We start from the raw sequence: 21,827 nt of genomic DNA on the forward strand, positions 1-21,827 counted from the left end.
GCTTGATTAGCTAACCACTTGTTGTACAAAAGAAAATTAGGCCCTACAATTTAGGTTGTGTAACTTTAAAGTCACAGTTATAGTATAAACCGGATTGGAAATGTTATTCGGAAGGTAATGTAACAAAAATTTCATTTTATAGAGATTATTTACATATGAAAAAAGCGCTTATATAGCGCTTTTTGAAAAGTAGGTTTCAAATCACACGCCCAAATGTGATCTGAATACATGTGCATACAGAGTATATGTAAATTTGAATTGAATTGTGCGAATAAATTAAAAATTCAGGAGTGGAGTAAAAGTGTTTATGAACAGTGAGAAAGAGTATAAATTTAACATGCATCTCAAACAATTAATGAGTCTTATTTAAATATATGGGAAATAATCAAAAAAACAAGTTAGTTCGTATCAATGATGTAATGATTAACCCTACTAATATTTCTTCGCTAGAATTTATATCAACGCATACATCACCAATTAAATTATATATATCTTGTTCGTATAAAAAAGTATCCATGACAGGTTTTTCTTTGTTATATATAAATTACACAATTAATTTTAATATGAACGAAATTAGAATTCTAGACAGAGAGAGTACCTGCATCGTTATCTTTCGTTAATCTTTGTTTTAGGTAGTTTTCTTTTGTTGTCCGGTCATTTTTATGACCTACTGCAGCTGCGATAACATGAGGTGCAAGTCCCTTGTAGTCATATAAGTACTGCACATAGAAAGGTCGGAAGAAGTGGGGAGTAATACGTATATTCTCCGTAAAGGATAATTTTGTATCTTTTATGATCTTAGAAATATATTGTGATAGATAATTTTCCCTATAAGCAGTATGGTTCTTCGTTTGAAATATGGTCCCACCATTTATATTTCCGATATCTACAGGCAATTTTCTACGTATTCGGAACGAAACGATACGGTTAAAAATCTCCTTATTATATAGAAACAATCCGTTCATTATCTCCCTTTGTAGCAACTGTTAAATAGTAACGTTCACGTATAGCGTCATATTCGAAGTCTTTCCACATTGCGTGTGCTACTTCTGCAACACGTAACCCTGTAGTAGCCAGAACCGATAATAAAGCATAATTAATTTCATTATCCTTGTAGTAATGTAGTAGTTGCTTCACTTCCTCATATGATAACTCACGTTTTGGCTTATGTTGTTTATTCACAGTCGTGCTTAGAATCGCTACATGAATTGGTTCATGAATATATTGGACTTCATATAACCATTTTAAATAAGAACGTAGAATCCCGAGTTTTCGACTAATCGTAGATGGTTTATATTTTTCTTTTGATTGATAGGAGAGTGCCTCCTGAGATAACCATTTTTGATAGTTACGGATATGATGCTTTCTTAGATTCCTCCAAACTTGTCCATCTTCATAATCTTTTACATCTTGTTGAAGAAATTCTGCACTTTGTATAAAATTGGCTTAGATCACGTGCGTAAAGAGTTTTTGATGCATCTTTGATACGCTTTCCCTGATCGAAATGTGTTTGCCGGTTCAAGTAATAATATAAAATCTCTTCATCTGAAAATCCCTCATATGTACACATATTGTCTCGTTCATTATTATCTTTTTTAAATTCCGCTTCATCTATATAGTCACGATTCCACACTAAAATTATGTTTATAAAATTTTGTTTATTGATTTCTAAAGAAGTTTCGTTATAAATCGAATTTAATTCAAATTTCAATATGATTCAACTCCTAATGAATTAACTTTATATCTATTATTATCCCTTATATACATGCGAATTTTTTTACATAATAAGATTAAGTTATATAATTATATAATTATAAAATTATAAAATTATAAAATTATAAAATTATAAAATTATATAACTAGTATAGAAAATCTCCCATTTTCTATGGTTGTATAAATTTTATTTCTATAAATTATCTGTGTTTTTTTATTTAAACATATAAATTAATTTAATTGGAAATTATAAATAACTTTTGATTATCTTTATAAATAACCTGAACATTACCTGTGATGTAATAAATTACAGTTATATATTTCTTAAGTTTTAAATTAAAATAGGTTAATCTATTTAAAAATACAAATTAAATGAAAGGAGAAATAATATGAATGAGAATCAACCAATCAATATGAATACAACGGAAGTAAAGGAGTATTTAAGCGTTAGTAGTTTCGTTGTTAATAATCTTATGAAGCAGGGACAATTAATTCCAAACAATAAAGATACATGGCGATTAGATGGGAGTTTCCTTTTTAGAAAAGAGGATGTAGACTCAATTAAAAAGGAAAGGGAGATAGAAGGTCTTACTTTATACCAGGCTAGTAAAAAATACGATATAAGTACATATCAATTAGAAAAATGGTTAGAAGATGGAGAATTGACAGCTACTATACAGGAATATCGTAACCGTGAGACTAAATTCCTTCAAGAAGAAGAGTTAGGCAAGCTTGTACATCGATTGGATCAATCGAATGCAATGTATACATTCTCTCAAAAGTATCATACTGTACTTTTCCAAAGATATATCCAGGGGAATACAATAGCAAGAGTCATTACTATCCCTAAGCGTCATTACTATCCCTAAGCGTGGGGATATTACACTAATTGATGAATTTGAAAGTGAATTCACCTTAAAAGAAGCAAAAAAATCGGGATATGAACCTGCATACGAGTTATCTGATAAACCTCGTAGCCATCATCAAAGGTTTGTTAAGTTTTTGCGATACGGGAAAGCCCATACCGGACTTTAGTCCGCCTTTAGGCATGGGATGAAAGGATCGCTTTTTCATAGAAAAACAGTTGTGTTTTGGTTATACTTAAACTATAGACAAGTACAAGTCTTTAAAACACCAATGTGTTCCTTGAAAATAAGATATCATATGGAGTTCGATAGCCTAATTCATGCTATCGGTAAAATGATATGTGTCGTCAAGAACAAGACGTTAAAACATTTGGACACGCATCTGTACGGTATGGTTATAGTACCGTAGCTCACGAACCTATACGGTCTGTCGTGAGAGTGGTGATGGCACACCGCCATCTTGCACGTCAGCGATACCAGAAATGGACTTCGCCTTTGGTAGCAAGAATCCCACTGACGTTAGTCAGCTTGCCCCTTTAGGGGTGGGAGTGTCAACTAAGTCTGATCAATTACGTAGTAGTTCTTTCCAAAAAGTTGACTTAATACTCCAATATGTCTCACCAAGAAATATAAAGATTTCAGAAGAGGAGGGCTTTTGGTATTTAGATGTACGACAATCACTTATTGAATTGCCTATGGGTATGCAAATGGAGTGGATTGAGAGCCTCTCACCATATTTAATTGAAGGGAAATTAGTGAAACGTATTAATAACAGCGTCTATTTAGATAGCAGCAGTGTGACAAAACCAGTTACGATGTCCAGTAAAGAATATCAAGTACTTAATAAAATAGTCGAAGAAACAAACAGCACTATTGACGAATTTATTGCGTCCGCTATTCGCGAAAAAATCAATTACTATCAAAATACACAATAAACGTATTTAACAGCCATTTTAGGTATAACGAGAATTGATAATCATATAATGATACAGAAAGGTCTTTTCCAGGTAGCTACCTCTTATACATCAAAAAGACACCTAATTAAGGTGTCTTTTTACTTTTCATCTTTCAAGAAGAACAAGCATATATTAAAGTATAGGACGAGCTTAACCGCTCCACCTTTATTCCGATTTTCAGTTAAAACTCCTTATCACATTAAGAGCATCTACTGTCCTGGATGCTCTCTTTTTATTGAACAAAATGGGTATTTAATGTTCTGTAGACGCAGACATAGAGGCAGTAATAACCGTCGAAATTGATAAAATCCTTTGAAAGAGCGTTTTTTGTTCATGAATTTTCTAAACTTTTTATTGATAATACTTAAAATATGAAGAATGTAGTTGAGATTCGATTTAAGTTCTAACAAAACAACCGAATATGATTAATTAGTACAACCATCGGTCAATTAACAAATGCTTGTACTAGTTTAGAAATGATAAATACAATTGGGAAAGATGTATAAAATAAAGATTCAACATGGAAATAACTCGTATACATTCACACCGGAAAAGGTTGTCTCATAACATATAGGGATTGTTCTATTAAGATATTAGAAGGATGTGAGTATATGGAAGACTTAAATGTGAAAATTGACAGTCTAAAATCAGAACAAAAAGAGATCATGCGTGATATTCGTAATTTAGAAACTCGAATAATAATTAACGAGAAAGACATTTCTACAATTAATAAGCAATTAGAAAAAATCAGTACGAATACCTCTTGGATTTTACGGATTATTATCAGTACGATAATTATGGCCGTTCTAGGTTTGATACTAAGAGGGACAATTTAAAATTCCCAAAAGTACTTTTTGAAGAGAGACAAGTGTCTCTCTATTTATTTTGAGGAGACGCATGTCGGAAAAAGATAAAATACTAACTTGAATCATATTTCTCAAAAGTAAATGTAAATAAGTAACCCCAACTATTGAAACTACATAATCCTTATAAATACCTCTATGCATGAGTTTATTTAGCAATTTTTCTTCAACTGTCGTTCCATCTTTAAGACTCATACCAATGACAATACAAATCCTTCCATGAAAGAGTAATTATCTTTCATCCTTCGTAGACACAACAATCTATATTATGTGAAAAAGTCATTATCCTGACTAATAAGCAATACTATAAGAAGAAAATATAATGGAGGTGAAGTCATGGGGGTTGTTAACGCTACAGATGCAGATATTGCACTTTTAGCAAGATTACTGAGAGCAGAAGCCGAAGGAGAAGGAATTCAGGGTATGTTGCTCGTCGGAAATGTAGGAATTAACCGAATAAGAGCCAATTGTTCCGATTTTAAAAATCTTCGTACCATTAGACAAATGATTTACCAAGAACACGCATTTGAAGCTGTTACTCACGGTTATTTCTATCAAAGAGCAAGAGAAAGTGAAAAACGCTTAGCTCGTCGAGTAATCAATGGAGAGAGGTACTGGCCTGGGAAATTTAGTTTATGGTATTTTAGGCCACCAGGTGATTGTCCTCAACAATGGTATAATCAGCCTTTTGTCGGGCGTTTTAAAAAACACTGTTTTTTTCAACCAACAGCCGCAACTTGTGAACAGGTTTATAACACATTTTAAACAGTGATAAAAACAATCTGTAATTAAAGAAAGTATAAAAGAGCGTTAATTTAACACTTGTTTGCTAGTTTTAGGAGTGGTGTCAGGATTTTGCAGATTTACAATGTTAAGATAAAAAAATTTGTATCAATAGGGTTTCTCCTATTGAAATGTGAAGTTAGTGAACTACTCACCACTTAGCTGACGCTTGAAGTGGGAGCTTCTTGGGAAGTAAGTGATTTTTACTAGTCACTTATGTTTACCAATCTAACAGGGTAGTCCCTCCCCCTAAAAATAGTATGAGTACGTTAGACACATATACGCTACTTTCTTCGCCTGGTTTTCACATATTTCAGTAGCGCAGGACGATAGAACGTTGAAGATTTTACCTTGTAGACGAATTTCCTACAACAACCTTATATCTTCAGTTTTCAAAGAGCGATTTGTATAAAAGTATAGGGTAGCAAATATGTTGGCTTACGCCAACCAAAATTCATCTTCCACTTACCGTTGGGCTATCGTCCTGCACACGCTTGAGTAAGGAGAATTCTTTCGGGAAGTGCGGTTAGAAATAATTTAAAGAAATCTAGATAAAACAAAAAAACACAGATAAATTGCTATCCATGTGTTTTTTGTATCTATTTTTATCATTTAAATATCCATGACTATATATTATAACGATGCCAAATTATGTCATAGTTATGTAGGAGATTCGGTGTCTAGAGCAAATAGATTAAATGAAATGATTATGATGGTTAATCGAATGAAAAAATTTACTGTGGGAGAATTAGCACACGAATTGATTGTTTCAAAACGAACCATTTTCAATTAGGTTTGCACATTTAGACAGTTAAATAAATATAGGTAACTTTATGGAGTGGTGGTATAGGATCTATTAATCCTTAATTATATAATATGAATAACTTGTTGACACTCCCCCCCCTAAAGGGGCAAGCTGACTAACGTCAGTGGGATTCTTGCTACCAAAGGCGAAGTCCATTTCTGGTATCGCTGACGTGCAAGATTGCGGTGTGCCATCACCACTCTCACGACAGACCGTATAGGTTCGTGAGCTACGGTACTATAACCATACCGTACAGATGCGTGTTCATATGTTTTAGCGTCTTGTTCTTGACGACACATATCATTTTACCGATAGCGTGAATTCGGCTATCAAACTCCATATGATATCTTGTTTTCAAGGAACACATAGGCGTTTTAAAGACTTGTGCTTGTCTATAGTTCAAGTATAACCAAAACACAACTGTTTTTCTATGAAAAAGCGATCCTTTCATCCCATGCCTAAAGGCGGACTAAAGTCCGATATGGCCTTTCCCACATTGCGAAATCTGTAATTAACTTGTACATTTTTAATAAATTTATTTGTTTTATGTAAAAGGTGCCAAGAAATACTTTGTAGTTTTATTTCTTGGCATGGGTATTTATTTGGGTCATTTGGATGCCGACCTTACAATAGTATATGTCCGCTATATGAAATGGTTTGTTATTTACGTTCAGTTCAGTAAATTTAGGAAAGAAAAAACACCTATTTTTTAATAGGTGTTTTTTCTGCAAATTGGCTTATAAAATTAAAGGAAAGGTATTTCTATTCATTCATTTTTAAAAATCATCTCTATGATCATGCTCATGTTCTTCACATTCTCTACAATGCTTCTTACGCTTGCAACAGAAACGATTACAATCAGGTGAATTTATAGAGATTACGTTAATTCTGTTAATCGCAATACGTGCTAATCCTGGGAAACAATCAAAGTCAGATAAAATAATTACATTGTTCCCTTGAAAACCTTGGAATGTTGCACTTGTAGGTCTTTGAGAATCATATTGAATAACAATACAAGTACCAGGAGTTAATGTTCTTAAGAATTGTAATAACTCTGGATTGTTATTCTGTTCTCTTCTATTGTCTTCTCTTTCTTCTTTTCTGTGATGATCTCTCCGATCATCACATCTATTGAAATCACAACCTCCACCAAAACCAAAACCCATAATAATTACCCCCTTTCGTTCGTTAGTACATTTTATGCTCGTCTAGAAGGGATGGTGTGAGTATATGAGTCCAGTTAAGTGTGGATTTTTCATTTAAATATAAAATTGGTTTAATAATACCATCTTCTCCTCTTTAATTAATCAACATATTTCAGTTTGATTTGCGGTGTACTATGACTGATTGTTTCTTGTAACATGGCTACCAATGGATTCTATGTTGACAAAAACCCTGTTTTTTACAGTTGTCGATGAGCATGAATCCTACTAATGGGTTTGTTTCTTTTTCGAGAAGGGAATGACTAGATACTTTTTAGTGCTGGGGATACGAATCGATTTTATGAAAAGTGGAAGTTAAATTAATCATCTTTTCTTTCTTTGTTTTTCCTCCTAACTAGATATAAAGTCCTTATCTCGTAATGCCCGATCAGATTGTTCGGTTTGAATTACACTTTCTATAGGGCTTGGTAAATCAAATGATTTATAAATTCGATTAGGAGTAGTATAAATACCATGTATAGTTTTGTCTAAATAATGACGTTCTTCCTTTGTATAATAAGTAATCAGTAAAGTGTTGAGTTGTTTTTTCTACAATTATAAAAAGATATGGATGAGAAGAAAAAGCGAAAGAGGACATAAAAAAGAGTTATGTAGCGGAGATTCTTTCGTTTTGTCAATATACAGCGTAACAGGCGGAAGAATTTGAATTGAACGGGGAAGGCGTATAGCGCTATGCTTCTTTATTGAAAATATTATGGTCTTGGCATATATGTAGATATAGTAACTGGTTAAAAAGCGTGAAGAATGGAAAGAGAAATTCCAGTTCTAGCGTCAACGCTCGCGAAGAAAACAGTACTGATACGTTCTTTTTTAGCATCTACATGTATTTGGGTATAGAGAAAAACCTCTTTAAGAAGAATTGCAGCGTGCAAATGTAAACGAACAAGATCGCCCTACTCTATGAGGAGGTCATGAAAATATCCAAATAACGAAGCTTTACTTGGAGAAACAAATGAAACGAAAAAATAATGTAGGAATGACTTTTGCAAATATGTTCAATTGAATTTCTTGTGAATCTCAAATATAGTAAGGGAAATGTATATATAAAGATCACTTGTCTTGGAAACAAGTGATCTCTTCATTAGATAAATTGCTACTTACCAACAGCAAGTAGTCGTTATCCCATACATATGTTCAGGAGATATTATAACACAATTTTTTTAGTTATATAGAGGGGAGCATCAGGATTTTTCTTTATAAAAGAAGAACCCTCTAAGGTGCCTTCCTCCGACTTGAACCACGTTCATTAATATAAATTTTTCCGTATTATCCCTTTGTTATACGTGTAAACACATCCTATAAAACAGAATCGTCTATATGCACTAGATTGTTAGTACACAGCATACAAAAGAATTGAGATCAGTATCAGAGTGACGCCATATCTTTTAAAATGAACGATATGTTATGCTTTTCAAAAGAATCTGCTTTATAGTATGCATCCACATTCATTATTTCACTATATTTATTATTAATTATATGTATTTTTTTGATGTTATGCATAATTGCATTATTTAGGTAGTGTGTATAGAAAAGGGACTCTAATAACAGTGCCCTTTCCTAGTATCCGAATCCGCCGCCCCAACAGCTACATCCGATAATGATTAACAAGATGAAGAGAATGATCAGTAAAGCAAAGCCGCCGCAAGAATCACCGTAACTCATAATTTTTCCTCCTTTAATTAGAAGACTTAACAATGGGATAGATTGTTGTTTTAATAGGTTTACATTACTATATGTTTTTATGGAATGAATGAGCAATTCCATTTAGAAATAAAGAAAAGACACTCATATTGATATGATCCCCTTATAGTAGACAGGAAAAAGAAAGCACATTAACCTGTTTACTATGGAGGGGATTTTTTTCTATGAGCAAAATTAGATTCACTTACGATGTAGAATTTAAGAAAAAAGCTGTAGATTTATACTTAAAAGAAGGCATGAGCTTTAAAACGGTTGCGAAAGAATTAGGCATTCATCACTCAGTTGTAAGTCGTTGGTTGAAACACTTTAAAGCTGAAGGTATCAAAGGGCTAGAAGAAAAACGTGGGAAAGCGAAAGGGCCAGGTTTAGGTAGACCAAGAACGAAATCTGAAAATCCAGAAGCTAAGATTAAACGATTAGAAGCGGAGAATGAGATGTTAAAAAATCTCTTAGGAATGTAAATGGAGGCATGTCAGCTATATCCAAAGCGAGAAAGTGTGAAGTTATATATGAAATGTTAGAAAAAAGATATACGGTTACTCTATTATGTGCCATTGCTGGTGTAACCAGAAGTGGCTATTACAAATGGATAAAGCGACACGCAGTGCCTTCTAAAAAGCAATTAGCGGACACTGAATTCAAGAAAAAAATATTGGAGTGTCATACAAAACTAAGAGGGATTTATGGATATAGAAGAATACAAGTGTGACTGAAAGCCACATATAACCTTCATTTGAATCATAAGCGCATCCAAAGATTGATGAGTGAATTAGGTATCAAAGCTATAATTAGGAAAAAACGACCTTATTACGGCAAAAAAGAGGCTTATGTGATTTCAGATAATCATCTAAATAGAGACTTTCACGCTTCAAGACCGAATGAAAAATGGGTAACGGATATTACCTACTTGATTTTCAACGGACAGCGCTTGTATTTATCCGCAATTAAGGATTTATATAATAATGAGATTGTTGCCTATGAAACCAGTCGTAGAAACGACTTAAAGCTTGTGTTAGATACGCTTAAAAAGGCAAAAAAAAGACGAAATGTGAAGGGAATCCTCTTACATAGTGATCAAGGGTCCCAGTATACATCTCGTCAATATAATCAATTACTTAAAAAATATCAGATGAAGGCAAGTATGTCTCGAAGAGGCAACTGTTGGGATAATGCCTGTATGGAAAACTTCTTCAGTCACTTTAAGGCAGAGTGTTTTCATTTATACTCCTTCCGTAAAGCGAATGAGGTTAAACTTGCCGTGCACAAATATATACATTTTTATAATCATCAAAGATTTCAAAAGAAATTAAATAACCTGAGTCCATATAAATATAGAACTCAGGTTGCTTAGTTGTGCTTTTTAATTACTGTCTACTTGACAGGGGTCACTGCATATAAGAGTGTCTTTTCTAATAGTTTTTTAGCAGAAGCAAGCAGCTCCAACTATGATTAATAAAATAAATAATACAACTAATAAAGCAAAGCCACCAGCAAAGCCGCCGCCACAACTACCACCAAAGCCCATAATAGTTCCTCCTTTTGGTAAGAGGATAAAACAAGGGGTCACTCAAGTATTTTAATGGATTCATTTTACCTTATGTTTTTATAGAGTGATTGAGCAGGTCCTTTTAAAAAAAGAAAAGACGCCATAAGGCGGGTAGATAAGGTTTTAATTTTCCAATCTAAATAAATTATGTATCAGCTCTTTGAGGTCATATCATAATATTCGGTTTATTTAATGTTGATTATTACATACTCTTTTCCAAACTTCTAATTTTCATAAAGAAAAGGTCGAAATTGGCTACTGCAAAGATGAATTAAAACGATGTGAATCTAGATTGTGCATTTTCTGTTCTAAAAATTGGATTCCTCGTGAAGAAATTATTGAATTAAAAACTGAATTCAACAAAAAACTTGAAATTAGAGCATAAACAATATCGAGAGTTTATAAAGATATTAAAATAGAATATAAATCGTGTAGAGTAAACCCTTTAGAACTAGCTGAACTGGCTAGAGAGTCTAAGTTAACAAACAGTGAAATTCATGATTATGCTATGCTTATTTCAAAAATTTTCGAGTGAAAAGGTGAGTTAATGACTCGGGAGGAATATGAAAAAGAATCTCCGGATATAGCATTTCTGACCATTAACACCATACAAAAGTTATAAAGAAAAATAAGTGAGCTAGAATTAAAAAGCGAACAATTAAAAGGTATAAATAAAATTTCTAAATACAATTATTTAGGGAGAGAATGATGGGAGATTTTCTCTTAGGGAGAAAATATTGATTGAATTGAAAAAGGAAGTCATAGCATTATATGTAGGTGTTTTTGAATGAGTGCTCTTCTTACAAATTAAAGAGCAGCTAACAAAAGTTAACTGCTCAAGCAAGGAAATCGGAGAAAGGATTACCATGTTATCTGTAGTGTTAACGGAATATTGAATTTTATTCATAAGGCATATGTATTTAAAGAAAAATATAGCCCACCACGAATAATGCAATCTATCCAATTGAAAGAGCAATATATTTAAAATTTTCATGATTACTCCTTTTAGATATAGATTGCTCTATTCATAAGAACTTTATTAAATTTATCATTTTAGCCAAGAAAACTCCTTCCTCAAGGAACGTGAAGGGCCACAGCCCAGTGAGTAGGTGGGAGATGAATTGGCTTCGAACAAGGGATGGTATGGAGCCATCTTAATTGTTCGACATATGTAAAGTGTTACTGGACAATTTGTCATGATCACTTCACTACCTATCGAATGTACGTTTGTTGTATAATAGACACATGTCGAAATGGAGGTGAAATGAATGATTATCAATAAAGCATATAAATTTCGTATATATCCAAATAAAGCACAAGCAACTCTAATCAATAAAACGATTGGTTGTTCTCGTTTTGTATTCAATCATTTCCTATCTCTATGGGATAACGCATACAAAGAAACAGGTAAAGGTTTGACATATGGTACATGCTCTGCCAAACTTCCCGCCATGAAGAAAGAGTTTGTTTGGTTAAAAGAAGTAGATAGTATTGCGATTCAGTCGTCTGTTCGCAACCTTGCGGATGCTTATACACGTTTTTTCAAAAAACAAAACAGTGTCCCGCGTTTTAAATCTAAGAAAAACATTGTACAATCTTACACCACAAAACAAACAAATGAAAACATTACCGTTGTAGGAAACAAAATTAAATTGCCGAAACTAGGTCTTGTTCGATTTGCCAAAAGCCGTGAAGTAAATGGACGTATTTTAAATGCTACGGTTAGACGAAACCCTTCTGGCAGATACCTTGTGTCATTGTTAGTGGAAACAGAAGTGCAAGAACTTCCGAAAACACATTCTTACATTGGAATGGATGTAGGACTAAAAGATTTCGCCATTTTGTCAGATGGAACAACCTATAAAAATCCGAAGTTTTTTCGATCATTAGAAGAGAAGTTGGCGAAATCACAGCGTGTTCTTTCTAGAAGAACGAAAGGATCTTCTCGCTGGAATAAACAACGAGTAAAGGTTGCTAGAATTCATGAATACATGACAGATGCTAGAAAAGATTACTTGGACAAAGTCTCAACTGAAATCATCAAAAACCACGATGTTATCGGTATAGAAGATTTGCAAGTATCGAATATGCTAAAGAATCATAAGTTAGCAAAAGCAATTAGTGAGGTATCATGGTCACAGTTTCGAACCATGTTGGAATATAAAGCAAAATGGTACGGCAAACAAGTCATTGTCGTATCGAAAACATTTGCTTCAAGCCAATTATGTTCTTGTTGTGGATATCAAAACAAAGACGTTAAAAATCTAAACCTACGTAAATGGGACTGCCCTTCTTGTCGTACACATCATGATAGAGATATTAACGCAAGTATCAATCTAAAGAATGAAGCAATAAAGCTTCTAACCGCAAGGACTGCGGGGATAGCCTAATAAATTAGAGTTCGATAGAACTCTTTACTTAGGAATCCTCCACTTCTAAACGAAGTGAAAGTGGGGGTAGTTCAAAACAAGATCATCATTTAAATAAAAAGAGCACTATTTATGGTGCTCTATGACCAAGATTCATACTGAAAAAAGGACAACTTCACCGACAGGTGAAGTCTGTATAAAATGAGGTGAAGTTCATACATAAGCTGTTTGGAATTGCATCATAATTTGTAATTACACAGTCTGTGTAGGCTTTCTATCCCTATTAAATGATTTTTGCACCAGAACCAAAAAGACCACCCTAAGGTGATCTTCTTATGTAGGGCGGGAAGACATCGGTCCTCCCTTCGGATGACACCGATGGAAAGGTCGTTTTGTTTCCAAAACTGTTTTTCCTAATTACATAGTATGCAAGAGTTTCAGTTTAGTTCCTAAATTATTCAATAAAAAACTAAAAGTTTAATATATAACTTTTGTTTTTTTATTTCTGATCAAAGGCAAATATTTCGGTTTCAGCTCCTCGTGATGCTACTCCTATAAACGTGTTTATGTATCTAGCTGTGGCGCTATGCGTGTAGGAAACCCTTCGTCAAATGCTGGTTTTCCAAGACTTTTTGCGTATTCCATCCATTACTTTCGCTAAATTCATTTCTTGTTCTTACTGCGTTACGTTATCAAAAAGAGAAACTTGTTCCTCCCCTTCCTGGATTAAATTCGTTAGAGAAATGTGTATGCTGAGACTGGCCCATATTCGGAATTTGGTCTATTATTATCAAATTCTCCTTTTAGTAAGTTCCCCAATTTATACTCTTTTATACCCATTTAAATTTAGACAAGTACCTAACTAACCTTGTTTACCATATATTGCTTTCAATAATAGAAGTATAGGAGGAATTATCATGCTAATTAAAACATATAGCTCATATATAATTCCATGTGGTCAATTTAGTAATTACTCTCCACAATATTTATCTAGATTTCTTCCTTTGTATCCATTATCTTATCCAGAGTGTCATTATGATTATTATAGTAATTGGAATTATGAATACACTGGAACGTCAATACATGATATTCATAATTCTGAATTGGAACGAATGAGTTTGCTGAGCAGTGGATTAGAACATTTAGGGCATGAGATAGATCATGCAGTGCATCATCCTCCTGTGTGTCACGGTCATACTGGATACCTGACAAATAAGTTTGACTTAGAACTCAAAATTGAAAATGGCGGTTGGGTTACAGCTTGGGCAAATGACATTGCAGAAAAAGATGTATTACAGGGAGTATCTGTATTTAGCGCTAATCCAAGTGCCTTCTTGTACTGGATAAATAACTTAGTAAATCGTACTATTTCATCATTACAAACTGATGCACAACACAAGTTCACGGCTGAGATGAGGAGAGTAGCTAATGAAATAGCTGCAGATGTTATTAGACGAGCAATTCAAGGGAAAAGTCCATTAGAAACCTTTAAACAATTTGATACATTTGACTTTAAAGCAGGGGCAATAAGATATTCTGGTAGAAATATGTTATGTGGGAATACAGTATCTACTACTTGGGGAATGAAGCCTTATATTGCCCTTAGAGTGCGCTAAACTTATAAACCTGAAGATAAACAAAGGGGAGAATAGATTCTAACAGTGGAAGCAATGAATGTGTTTGTTCCTATAAACAATATAGAGAATTGATGTTTATATAACTGAAGAAAGAAGGAGCTCAAATTGAGTAGCCCCTTCTTTTTTATTTAAATTCTACATGGAATTTAGTGTCAATGATTCCAAAAGCAACTTTACATGGAAACGGATTTTTTCCTGCTGAAGCAGCACGCATACAAGAAAGCACCCAATATTCCAGTTCTAAAGGTAAGCGGTATGCTTGAATGCTACTATCATTGTTTTTTACTGTTACGATCGGTGTATTTACCCTAGTTGTAGCAAAACCGTCCGTTGATATTATTGCTACTGCATCATTAGTATGAAAACCGGCGCTTAAAATTTCATAAAGCTTTCCATCTTTCTCATTGATAATCATAGGAATACTTAAATAGGGATAGTTATTTATATCATTATGAATAACTGTTCTTGCTGTATTCTTTCTTATCTGATTCCCTTGCATTTTATACACTCCTTTATAACAATCCAAACGTGATTACTTAAATCTATTCTATTTTACGTCTGTTATGTTAGAAAATTGTAGTGTCATCTTATTATAAAAAGCATCGGTACATATGACAGTACTATTTAGCGGATCAATATCAACAACAGTCATATAACTAGAGAGTAAATAACCGTTTTCATAATATGTAATTAATATTTCTTCTTCTTTCCATTCATTTCTTAAAAGCATGGTTTGTTCAGTCATATCTCGTCCTATGTACATACTTTCATCTCTATAATATGTAGTTTGAATGAATATTGAAATAATATGCGGAAGTTTAAAAATAAAATTAAGAATAGATTTTAAATGGGCTGGTTACATTATTGATTGTGGAGGTGAGAAAGATGAACAAAAAACAACAAGGTTACAATAAGGCAACTTCTGGCGCTAGCATCCAAAGTACAAATGCTAGCTATGGTACAGAATTCGCAACTGAAACAAATGTACAAGCAGTAAAACAAGCGAATGCACAAGCAGAGGCAAAGAAAGCACAAGCTTCAGGTGCACAAAGCACAAATGCTAGCTATGGTACAGAATTCGCAACTGAAACAAATGTACAAGCAGTAAAACAAGCGAATGCACAAGCAGAGGCAAAGAAAGCACAAGCTTCAGGTGCACAAAGTGCAAATGCTAGTTATGGTACAGAATTTGCAACTGAAACGGATGTGCATGCAGTGAAAAAACAAAATGCACAATCAGCTGCAAAAAAATCACAATCTTTTAGCTCTAATCAATAATGAAGGAAAAACACTTCTCTATCTTAAGAGAAGTGTTTTTTCAGGCTGTGGAGAAAGTCTTCTCCACAGCCTATTTTTGTGTCTGAACCTCTTTTTATGTGTCAACACTAATAAAAAAATAAGAAGAGGAAAAGGAAAGATTTTTTATTTGGGTATGATGAGGATTTAAATAAAATTGACTTAGGCTTTGGATCAGATAACGAATTCCCTATTGGCACATATAATAAAGCGATAAAAAAAGGAAGCGATACAAGAATGCATGATTTTAGTTATTAAAAAAGAAGATATTCCAGAAAAGGTTCTGGTGCAAAAACTTTGAAGTATATGAAAATGGTCTATCAAACTTGGAAATACTGATAGTACTACTCTATAAAAGGTGTGTGATCAGTATGGAAAAGGAGAATTTATTTAAGTGGAAACATTATCAACCAGACATCATCTTGTTAACTGTACGTTGGTACCTACGGTACAACTTAAGCTTTCGTGATTTGGTGGAAATGATGGAGGAACGAGGGTTATTCCTGGCTCATACAACTATTATGCGATGGGTGCATCAATATGGACCGGAGTTTGATAAACGAATTCGACGTCATTTCAAACAAACGAATAACTCATGGAGAGTGGACGAAACATATATAAAAGTAAAAGGACAATGGATGTATTTATATCGTGCTGTTGATTCTGAGGGAAACACGATTGACTTTTATTTGAGTAAGTCTAGAAATCATAAGGCTGCAAAGCGATTCTTCAAGAAAGCCTTGCAGTCTTTTCATGTCCCAAAACCTCGTATTATCACGGTTGATAAGAACCCTGCTTATCCAATTGCTATCGAACAGTTGAAGAAAGAAAAAAGGATACCAATAGGCACCAAAATCCGAAGGATAAAATATTTAAATAACATAGTAGAACAAGATCATCGTTTTATTAAAAAACGTATACGCTCTATGTTGGGATTTAAATCATACAAAACATCAGCCTCTATATTGAGTGGTGTTGAAGCCATGCATATGGTCAAAAAAGAACAAATTGATTTGCAGGACCAGTCTGTCCAAAATCAGAATATTTTTATCAACCAGCTGTTTGGATTAACTGCTTAACAGGTGATTCCGTTAGGAATCCTTGATTCTTTTTTATTTATCATCTTTTTGCACCAGAACCCTATTTACTGCAAAAAATTTAGATTTAACTGATGTTGTAACATCTTGATCATATTCTTTAAGTGCTTGTACCGGAACATTTTTTAATTCTGCCGCAGTCTCTCGAAAGAAAATGACTCCGTTTTTTATGATGCCATTATGATTTCCTTGTTCAAAAGTAGGAATCGCACCGACAAATTCTTTTCCTCTCCCTACTCCATCGAGTTTATTTGCTTTCTTAATCATATCTTCTACATCAGTAAGCCGAAATATATCTGATTCGTCTATATCCTTCGGTACAATACTTTCAGATTTATGAACTCTCATTACTCCTACATTCCAATAAAGTCCAGAATCGGATTTGGTCGAGTCTCCAGAGAGGAATCCGCCTTCAAATCCCTCTGTTACGGAATAACGATGAACTGCTGTGAATTGTTTAAGGTAATCATCTATCTATCCTCCTTACTTCTTTCTTTAAACTTAGTTTGAAATTCAACAATATTTTTATACTCTAAAGACTAATTGGTAAATAATGTATTGTTGTGACCAAGTTTTACACGTATCTCGGCTGAACCCCACTATGGAGATAAAAGGTAAAACACCTGTTGAATGAACCGGGTGTTTTACTTTTTTGCTGAGATAACTGGTTCGTTTTAAAAGGTTTTTACTTAATTATAGCGCTATGATAGAAGAGATTAATAAGGTGCAGCAAGCAAAACTATTAGAAATGGAAAAGAGACTAGGTGATCGTATAGATCAAAAGAACAAATTAATCGAAGAGGATATTAAAGAAAGAAATAAATTAATAAAGGAAGATATGAAAGATCGTAAGGAACGTGAAGAAAGGATAGAAAAAAGGTTAGAGCTAAGAGATGATAATCTTATGAAGATGGTCAGGGAGATTCAAGATGCTAAACGTACTATTGTATCAGCCCAGGAAGAAATAGCGGCAGCAAGATCGAAGAAAAATTCTTGGTGGATGTTTTGGAAATGAGTACACTCATCAATGAATGTACTCCGAATTTTAATTTGAATTATGACTACAAATAAGATGAAACCACTTTGATTAATCTTTTTACAAAATGGTTTCATCTTATTTTATCTAAAACTAGCCACACCATCTAAGGTTTCAGGACTAATAGTAACGGATATAGCTCTACATGTGGCACCTTTTTTGCTAGGAGCTACTATGGTAACTCCACTGGAGGATACGTCATGAATGAATACACGAGTTCCAGCGGGTATTGATATTACGCCACCAACATCAGGTATTGTGTTGGGTACAGTGAAAAAATCACCGATCAAAGTGGTGAAATCAGTTCTAAATGTATCAGGATATTGTTGATTGTATGGATACTGGTATGGCTGTTGAGGTGGATAAGGATTATAATACATAATTTTACAACCTCTTTTCTGAGTTTGAATTTTTCATCATAGTTACCTATATGTTCTTAATGTTTTTTTGTGTATGGGTCAATATCTTGGTGAAGGAATAATTGTTTTAAATTGAGGTTTGATAGAAAGTGTACAAATTTATATTTTTATAAAAGTATAAATTTATATTTAGGCCTAAACATCAAAATAGTGATGTTTTTTTACGGTTTATAATTTCACATACCATATTTGAAATGAATTTTAGTGATTGACACAATAATCTCTGGAGTGCTACGTTTTTAAAGGTAAAGTAATTAGAGGTTTATTGTTTAGATAAAACATATATAATGAGAAAAGGTATTTCTTTTCTCGTAGCCTTTAAAGTTAAATATATAGATAATTCGATTAAATGAACCGTACATTTAGAGAGGAAGAAAGTAAGATGTTTAAAAAAGTTACACCGGTTGTGGCTTCTATTATAGGAGCTAGTCTGCTACTAACAGCTTGTAGTAGTGGGGGAAAAGAGACTGGAAATACAGCAAAGGCAACTGACAAGAATGAAACAAAACAATCCATTAATTTACCGTATATAGCGGAGATCCCAACAATGGATGTAACAAAGGCGACTGATAGTGAATCAATGAATGTAATGCGTAATGTGTTCGAAGGTTTGTATACACTAGGGGAAGACAATAAAGTAATTCCTGGTGTGGCGAAATCTTATGATGTGAGTGAAGATAAAAAAACGTATACATTTCACCTGAGAGAATCGAAATGGTCAAACGGAATGCCTGTTACAGCTGAAGACTTCGTGTTTGCTTGGAAAAGAGCTGTGAACCCTGATACAGCGGCAGAATATTCGTTTTTGTTCTTTGATATAAAGAATGCAAAGAAGATAAAAAGCAAAGAGTTACCTGTAGATCAGTTAGGGATAAAGGCAGTAGATAATAAAACATTAGAAATCCAATTAGAACAACCCGTTCCTTACTTTATAAATTTGACAACGTTTCCTACGTTTTTACCAATAAACGAGAAGTACTTTGAATCAAAAGGGAATCAATATGGTCTAGAAGCGGATCAGTTAATTTATAATGGAGCATTTACGTTAGATAGTTGGAAGCATGAGTAAGGTTTTCAATTTAGGAAGAACAAAAGCTATTGGGATGCTAAAACAGTTAAATTAGACGAAATTAACTTTGATATTATAAAAGATAAGTCAACAGAAGTGAATTTGTATGAATCAGATCAAATTGATCGTGTAGGATTAACAGGAGATTTTGTAGATAAATATAGAAATAATCCTGACTTCAAGGAGTGCGCTGAAGTTACTATGCAGTTTTTACGTTTGAACCAAAAAAATGAAGTGTTAAAAAATAAATATGCAAGATTGGCAATCAGTCAGTCGTTTGATAAGAAGGCTTTTACGGAAACAGTGCTAAACAATGGTTCACTTCCAGCGGAAGGGATTGTGCCGCTTAATTTTGCAAAGGGATCGGACGGAAAAAACTTCCGAAAAGAGAATGGGAATTTAGCGAAATATGATGTGGATGCAGCGAAAGAAGATTGGAAAAAAGCCAAGCAAGAGCTAGGGAAAGAGGAAGTAACATTAGAATTGCTAACTAGTGACAATGCGTTAGCGAAGAGAAATGCAGAGTATTTAAAGGGTGAGCTTGAAAAGAATTTGAATGGATTAACTGTGAATGTTAAACCGCAGCCACGTAAACAACAAATTGAATTGTTATTAAGTAGCGATTATGACATAGCTGTTGATGTATGGGGGCCAGATATTCCTGATCCTATTACATTTTTAGATTTATTTACGACAGATAGTACATATAACTTTGATAAGTATTCAAATAAACAATATGATGAACTAATTCATAAAGTGAAAACGGATTTAGCAGGTGATGAAAAGGCACGTTGGAAAGCAATGAAACAAGCAGAGAAAATCTTATTAGAAGATGGAGCAGTAGCGCCTTTCTATCAGCAAGGTAGATCATATTTACAGCGTTCTTCTGTAAAAGGTATTGTGACGAATGATTTTGGTGGGGAATTTAACTATAAATGGGCTGAAGTTAAGAAATAGGTAAAAAAAGGAGTCGAATATATTCGACTCCTTTTAGTTATAAGTGATGTAGGATTATAGTATACTTTATATGGGTATATTGCATTAGAGATCTCTGTATTCTTTAATTGCAATTGATGATGGATTGTAAGGGTAGGATCTTACAGTCCGTTTTTTTATGCTTTCCTATAAGCCTTCTTATGTAGTCAGATGCAATTTGCATTAAGCAGATTCTTAGGTCTTGATTTAAGTAGTTGTAAAGTTGCAGTTGTCTTCTGATGTAATCCTGGTCTTTTTGTGTGAAATTTTTGTTTTGGAGTTAATCTGATTTTTAAAATTAATGGGCACGGGGCAGTACCCCATTCAAAAATCCATTTTCTCCATAGCCATTCGATAGGTCCATATCGGAAATACTTACTCCATAGTGTACTGAATATACATTGTACGATACAAATAAGGATCCCAAAGATACATAGTTGCCAGTATGTTAACTGTGAAATGTCCTGGAAGCACGCTGAGAGAATCACTAGCGTGAGTATACTTTGGCTAATATAGTTAGTTAAGGCAAATTTACCAACAGCCATAAAAGGTTGTAGCCACCCTACATATTTTTCATTCTCGCATATTAAAAGAAGAAAACATATGTAGAATATAGCGAGGGATTTTCCTCCGAATAGAATCCATAACTGGATATGGCTAGAGTAATAGACATCTGTTTCTATAAAATAATAGATGATAGGGAGGGAGAGCAGACATGATAGGAATAGCGAACTCCACTGTAAAACTTGAATTTTCCCTCTGAGATCCGATATACGTCTAAAAATATTCTTCTTTCCAGCCCATAAACCAATTAAAAATAACCCAATATATTCCGGCATCCCTATTAGAAGTTGTTGAAATTCCTGTGTCATAAGAAAGAACAAACGAGCTTTTACTTGATGTAAATAATTCGAAAATAGATTCACTGTGTGATTAGTAGTGTTGCCTGTAAACATATATTGATAGTATTTTGGTATCTCTTCAGGAATAGAAGGACTTGCATGTAAAAATAAAATAACATGTAGAGTATAACTAGCTAGTAAAAAACTACAACCTGTTATAAAAATAAGCTTAGTAGACCGCTTATAAAAGAACAATAGAACAAAACCTGCTATAGCATATGCATGTAAAATATCTCCATACCACAGAAAGATAAAGTGAATTACACCAAATAGTAATAGAATACATAACCTACGACTAAATAGTTTATATATGGGATACCCCTTTTTTTCTGTATTTCTCATAAAGATATAAAATCCCACGCCGAATAAGAATGCAAAAATGGTATAAAACTTTGATGATATTAGTAAATCTACTAGAAAACGAACTACTTTATCTATACCGGAGTAACCTGCTTGATTAAAGGAATCTAGTCCCGTCATAGTAGGTAGATTAGCAAATAGGATACATAGTATGGCCATACCCCTTATTATGTCTAAAGAATAAATACGGGCGTTTTGTTGCATGTAAATT

Annotated in this window: 18 protein-coding genes and 10 pseudogenes; 16 read left to right on the plus strand and 12 right to left on the minus strand. The window is 33.6% G+C overall.

Annotation, left to right across the window (positions count from 1 at the left end; translation table 11 throughout):
- Nucleotides 1-581: 581 nt before the first annotated feature.
- Nucleotides 582-1,711: pseudogene (locus tag MKX77_RS28465) on the minus strand (tyrosine-type recombinase/integrase).
- A gap of 391 nt (nucleotides 1,712-2,102) precedes the next feature.
- Here MKX77_RS28465 and MKX77_RS28470 point away from each other — a divergent pair.
- The 5 genes and pseudogenes from MKX77_RS28470 to MKX77_RS28490 form a co-directional block, all read left to right on the plus strand.
- A pseudogene (locus MKX77_RS28470) lies at nucleotides 2,103-2,715 on the plus strand (DNA-binding protein); the annotation flags it as partial.
- Nucleotides 2,716-3,127: 412 nt separating this feature from the next.
- On the plus strand, nucleotides 3,128-3,514 hold the full coding sequence (locus MKX77_RS28475; RefSeq protein ID WP_445819130.1) for a hypothetical protein: 387 nt from the start codon (nucleotides 3,128-3,130) through the stop codon (nucleotides 3,512-3,514).
- 632 nt (nucleotides 3,515-4,146) lie between these two features.
- A complete protein-coding gene (locus MKX77_RS28480) occupies nucleotides 4,147-4,371 on the plus strand; it encodes a hemolysin XhlA family protein (protein ID WP_002151817.1) in 225 nt (74 codons plus the stop codon).
- A gap of 363 nt (nucleotides 4,372-4,734) precedes the next feature.
- A complete protein-coding gene (locus MKX77_RS28485; RefSeq protein WP_002144383.1) occupies nucleotides 4,735-5,163 on the plus strand; it encodes a cell wall hydrolase in 429 nt (142 codons plus the stop codon).
- A 694-nt stretch (nucleotides 5,164-5,857) separates the two neighbouring features.
- Nucleotides 5,858-5,974, plus strand: a complete 117-nt coding sequence (locus tag MKX77_RS28490; RefSeq protein ID WP_341308476.1) for a DeoR family transcriptional regulator — start codon at nucleotides 5,858-5,860, stop codon at nucleotides 5,972-5,974.
- 788 nt (nucleotides 5,975-6,762) lie between these two features.
- Here MKX77_RS28490 and MKX77_RS28495 read toward each other — a convergent pair.
- From MKX77_RS28495 to MKX77_RS30795, 3 genes and pseudogenes are all read right to left on the minus strand, one after another.
- Nucleotides 6,763-7,152 carry a hypothetical protein gene (locus MKX77_RS28495; RefSeq protein WP_098478628.1) on the minus strand — a complete coding sequence of 130 codons (390 nt, stop codon included), beginning with the start codon at nucleotides 7,150-7,152 and terminating at the stop codon, nucleotides 6,763-6,765.
- Nucleotides 7,153-7,245: 93 nt separating this feature from the next.
- A pseudogene (locus MKX77_RS30790) lies at nucleotides 7,246-7,537 on the minus strand (tyrosine-type recombinase/integrase); the annotation flags it as partial.
- 5 nt (nucleotides 7,538-7,542) lie between these two features.
- Nucleotides 7,543-7,707 (minus strand): annotated as a pseudogene (locus MKX77_RS30795) (integrase); the annotation flags it as partial.
- 48 nt (nucleotides 7,708-7,755) lie between these two features.
- Between MKX77_RS30795 and MKX77_RS28500 the strand changes: the two are divergent.
- Nucleotides 7,756-8,059: pseudogene (locus MKX77_RS28500) on the plus strand (tyrosine-type recombinase/integrase); the annotation flags it as partial.
- Between the two features lie 707 nt (nucleotides 8,060-8,766).
- Here MKX77_RS28500 and MKX77_RS28505 read toward each other — a convergent pair.
- Nucleotides 8,767-8,871 (minus strand): YjcZ family sporulation protein, encoded by a 105-nt coding sequence (locus MKX77_RS28505; RefSeq protein ID WP_012259989.1) that lies wholly within the window; start codon nucleotides 8,869-8,871, stop codon nucleotides 8,767-8,769.
- A gap of 203 nt (nucleotides 8,872-9,074) precedes the next feature.
- On the opposite strand from MKX77_RS28505, the gene MKX77_RS28510 reads away from it, so the two are divergent.
- Genes MKX77_RS28510 through MKX77_RS28520 form a run of 3 tightly spaced genes read left to right on the plus strand, consistent with a single transcriptional unit; the run spans nucleotide 9,075 to nucleotide 10,261 of the window.
- The gene (locus MKX77_RS28510) at nucleotides 9,075-9,371 is read left to right on the plus strand and encodes a transposase (protein ID WP_341308477.1); all 297 of its coding nucleotides are present in this window, start codon (nucleotides 9,075-9,077) and stop codon (nucleotides 9,369-9,371) included.
- Between the two features lie 8 nt (nucleotides 9,372-9,379).
- Nucleotides 9,380-9,619 carry a transposase gene (locus MKX77_RS28515; RefSeq protein WP_341308478.1) on the plus strand — a complete coding sequence of 80 codons (240 nt, stop codon included), beginning with the start codon at nucleotides 9,380-9,382 and terminating at the stop codon, nucleotides 9,617-9,619.
- Nucleotides 9,620-10,261 carry an IS3 family transposase gene (locus MKX77_RS28520; protein ID WP_341308566.1) on the plus strand — a complete coding sequence of 214 codons (642 nt, stop codon included), beginning with the start codon at nucleotides 9,620-9,622 and terminating at the stop codon, nucleotides 10,259-10,261. It abuts the gene before it with no gap.
- A 69-nt stretch (nucleotides 10,262-10,330) separates the two neighbouring features.
- Here the strand turns inward: MKX77_RS28520 and MKX77_RS28525 are convergent, their stop codons facing one another.
- Nucleotides 10,331-10,435, minus strand: a complete 105-nt coding sequence (locus tag MKX77_RS28525) for a YjcZ family sporulation protein (protein WP_000505684.1) — start codon at nucleotides 10,433-10,435, stop codon at nucleotides 10,331-10,333.
- A gap of 1,289 nt (nucleotides 10,436-11,724) precedes the next feature.
- Between MKX77_RS28525 and tnpB the strand changes: the two genes are divergently transcribed.
- Nucleotides 11,725-12,846, plus strand: coding sequence for an IS200/IS605 family element RNA-guided endonuclease TnpB (tnpB, locus tag MKX77_RS28530; protein ID WP_341308479.1), 1,122 nt, complete (start codon nucleotides 11,725-11,727; stop codon nucleotides 12,844-12,846).
- A 589-nt stretch (nucleotides 12,847-13,435) separates the two neighbouring features.
- Here the strand turns inward: tnpB and MKX77_RS28535 are convergent.
- A pseudogene (locus tag MKX77_RS28535) lies at nucleotides 13,436-13,579 on the minus strand (DNA repair protein); the annotation flags it as partial.
- 163 nt (nucleotides 13,580-13,742) lie between these two features.
- On the opposite strand from MKX77_RS28535, the gene MKX77_RS28540 reads away from it, so the two are divergent.
- Nucleotides 13,743-14,441 carry a hypothetical protein gene (locus MKX77_RS28540; protein ID WP_341308480.1) on the plus strand — a complete coding sequence of 233 codons (699 nt, stop codon included), beginning with the start codon at nucleotides 13,743-13,745 and terminating at the stop codon, nucleotides 14,439-14,441.
- Between the two features lie 145 nt (nucleotides 14,442-14,586).
- Here the strand turns inward: MKX77_RS28540 and MKX77_RS28545 are convergent, their stop codons facing one another.
- Nucleotides 14,587-14,961, minus strand: a complete 375-nt coding sequence (locus MKX77_RS28545) for a hypothetical protein (protein WP_341308481.1) — start codon at nucleotides 14,959-14,961, stop codon at nucleotides 14,587-14,589.
- A 48-nt stretch (nucleotides 14,962-15,009) separates the two neighbouring features.
- Nucleotides 15,010-15,225: a YolD-like family protein gene (locus MKX77_RS28550; RefSeq protein WP_341308482.1), complete on the minus strand. Its 216-nt coding sequence runs from the start codon at nucleotides 15,223-15,225 to the stop codon at nucleotides 15,010-15,012.
- 107 nt (nucleotides 15,226-15,332) lie between these two features.
- On the opposite strand from MKX77_RS28550, the gene MKX77_RS28555 reads away from it, so the two are divergent.
- The gene (locus MKX77_RS28555) at nucleotides 15,333-15,740 is read left to right on the plus strand and encodes a gamma-type small acid-soluble spore protein (protein WP_341308567.1); all 408 of its coding nucleotides are present in this window, start codon (nucleotides 15,333-15,335) and stop codon (nucleotides 15,738-15,740) included.
- Between the two features lie 389 nt (nucleotides 15,741-16,129).
- A complete protein-coding gene (locus tag MKX77_RS28560) occupies nucleotides 16,130-16,837 on the plus strand; it encodes an IS6 family transposase (RefSeq protein WP_341308483.1) in 708 nt (235 codons plus the stop codon).
- Between the two features lie 33 nt (nucleotides 16,838-16,870).
- Here MKX77_RS28560 and MKX77_RS28565 read toward each other — a convergent pair whose 3' ends face one another.
- Nucleotides 16,871-17,203: a hypothetical protein gene (locus tag MKX77_RS28565; protein WP_341308484.1), complete on the minus strand. Its 333-nt coding sequence runs from the start codon at nucleotides 17,201-17,203 to the stop codon at nucleotides 16,871-16,873.
- Nucleotides 17,204-17,534: 331 nt separating this feature from the next.
- Between MKX77_RS28565 and MKX77_RS28570 the strand changes: the two are divergent.
- From MKX77_RS28570 to MKX77_RS28580, 3 genes and pseudogenes are all read left to right on the plus strand, one after another.
- Nucleotides 17,535-17,870, plus strand: a pseudogene (locus MKX77_RS28570) (DUF3967 domain-containing protein); the annotation flags it as partial.
- A 225-nt stretch (nucleotides 17,871-18,095) separates the two neighbouring features.
- Nucleotides 18,096-18,221, plus strand: a complete 126-nt coding sequence (locus MKX77_RS28575) for a hypothetical protein (protein ID WP_341308485.1) — start codon at nucleotides 18,096-18,098, stop codon at nucleotides 18,219-18,221.
- Between the two features lie 471 nt (nucleotides 18,222-18,692).
- Nucleotides 18,693-20,336, plus strand: a pseudogene (locus tag MKX77_RS28580) (peptide ABC transporter substrate-binding protein).
- Nucleotides 20,337-20,439: 103 nt separating this feature from the next.
- Here the strand turns inward: MKX77_RS28580 and MKX77_RS28585 are convergent.
- Nucleotides 20,440-20,625: pseudogene (locus MKX77_RS28585) on the minus strand (hypothetical protein); the annotation flags it as partial.
- Between the two features lie 52 nt (nucleotides 20,626-20,677).
- A pseudogene (locus tag MKX77_RS28590) lies at nucleotides 20,678-21,820 on the minus strand (DUF418 domain-containing protein); the annotation flags it as partial.
- Between the last annotated feature and the right edge of the window lie 7 nt (nucleotides 21,821-21,827).

This window comes from Bacillus sp. FSL R9-9410 (assembly GCF_038050385.1).
Lineage (GTDB): Bacteria > Bacillota > Bacilli > Bacillales > Bacillaceae_G > Bacillus_A > Bacillus_A cereus_U.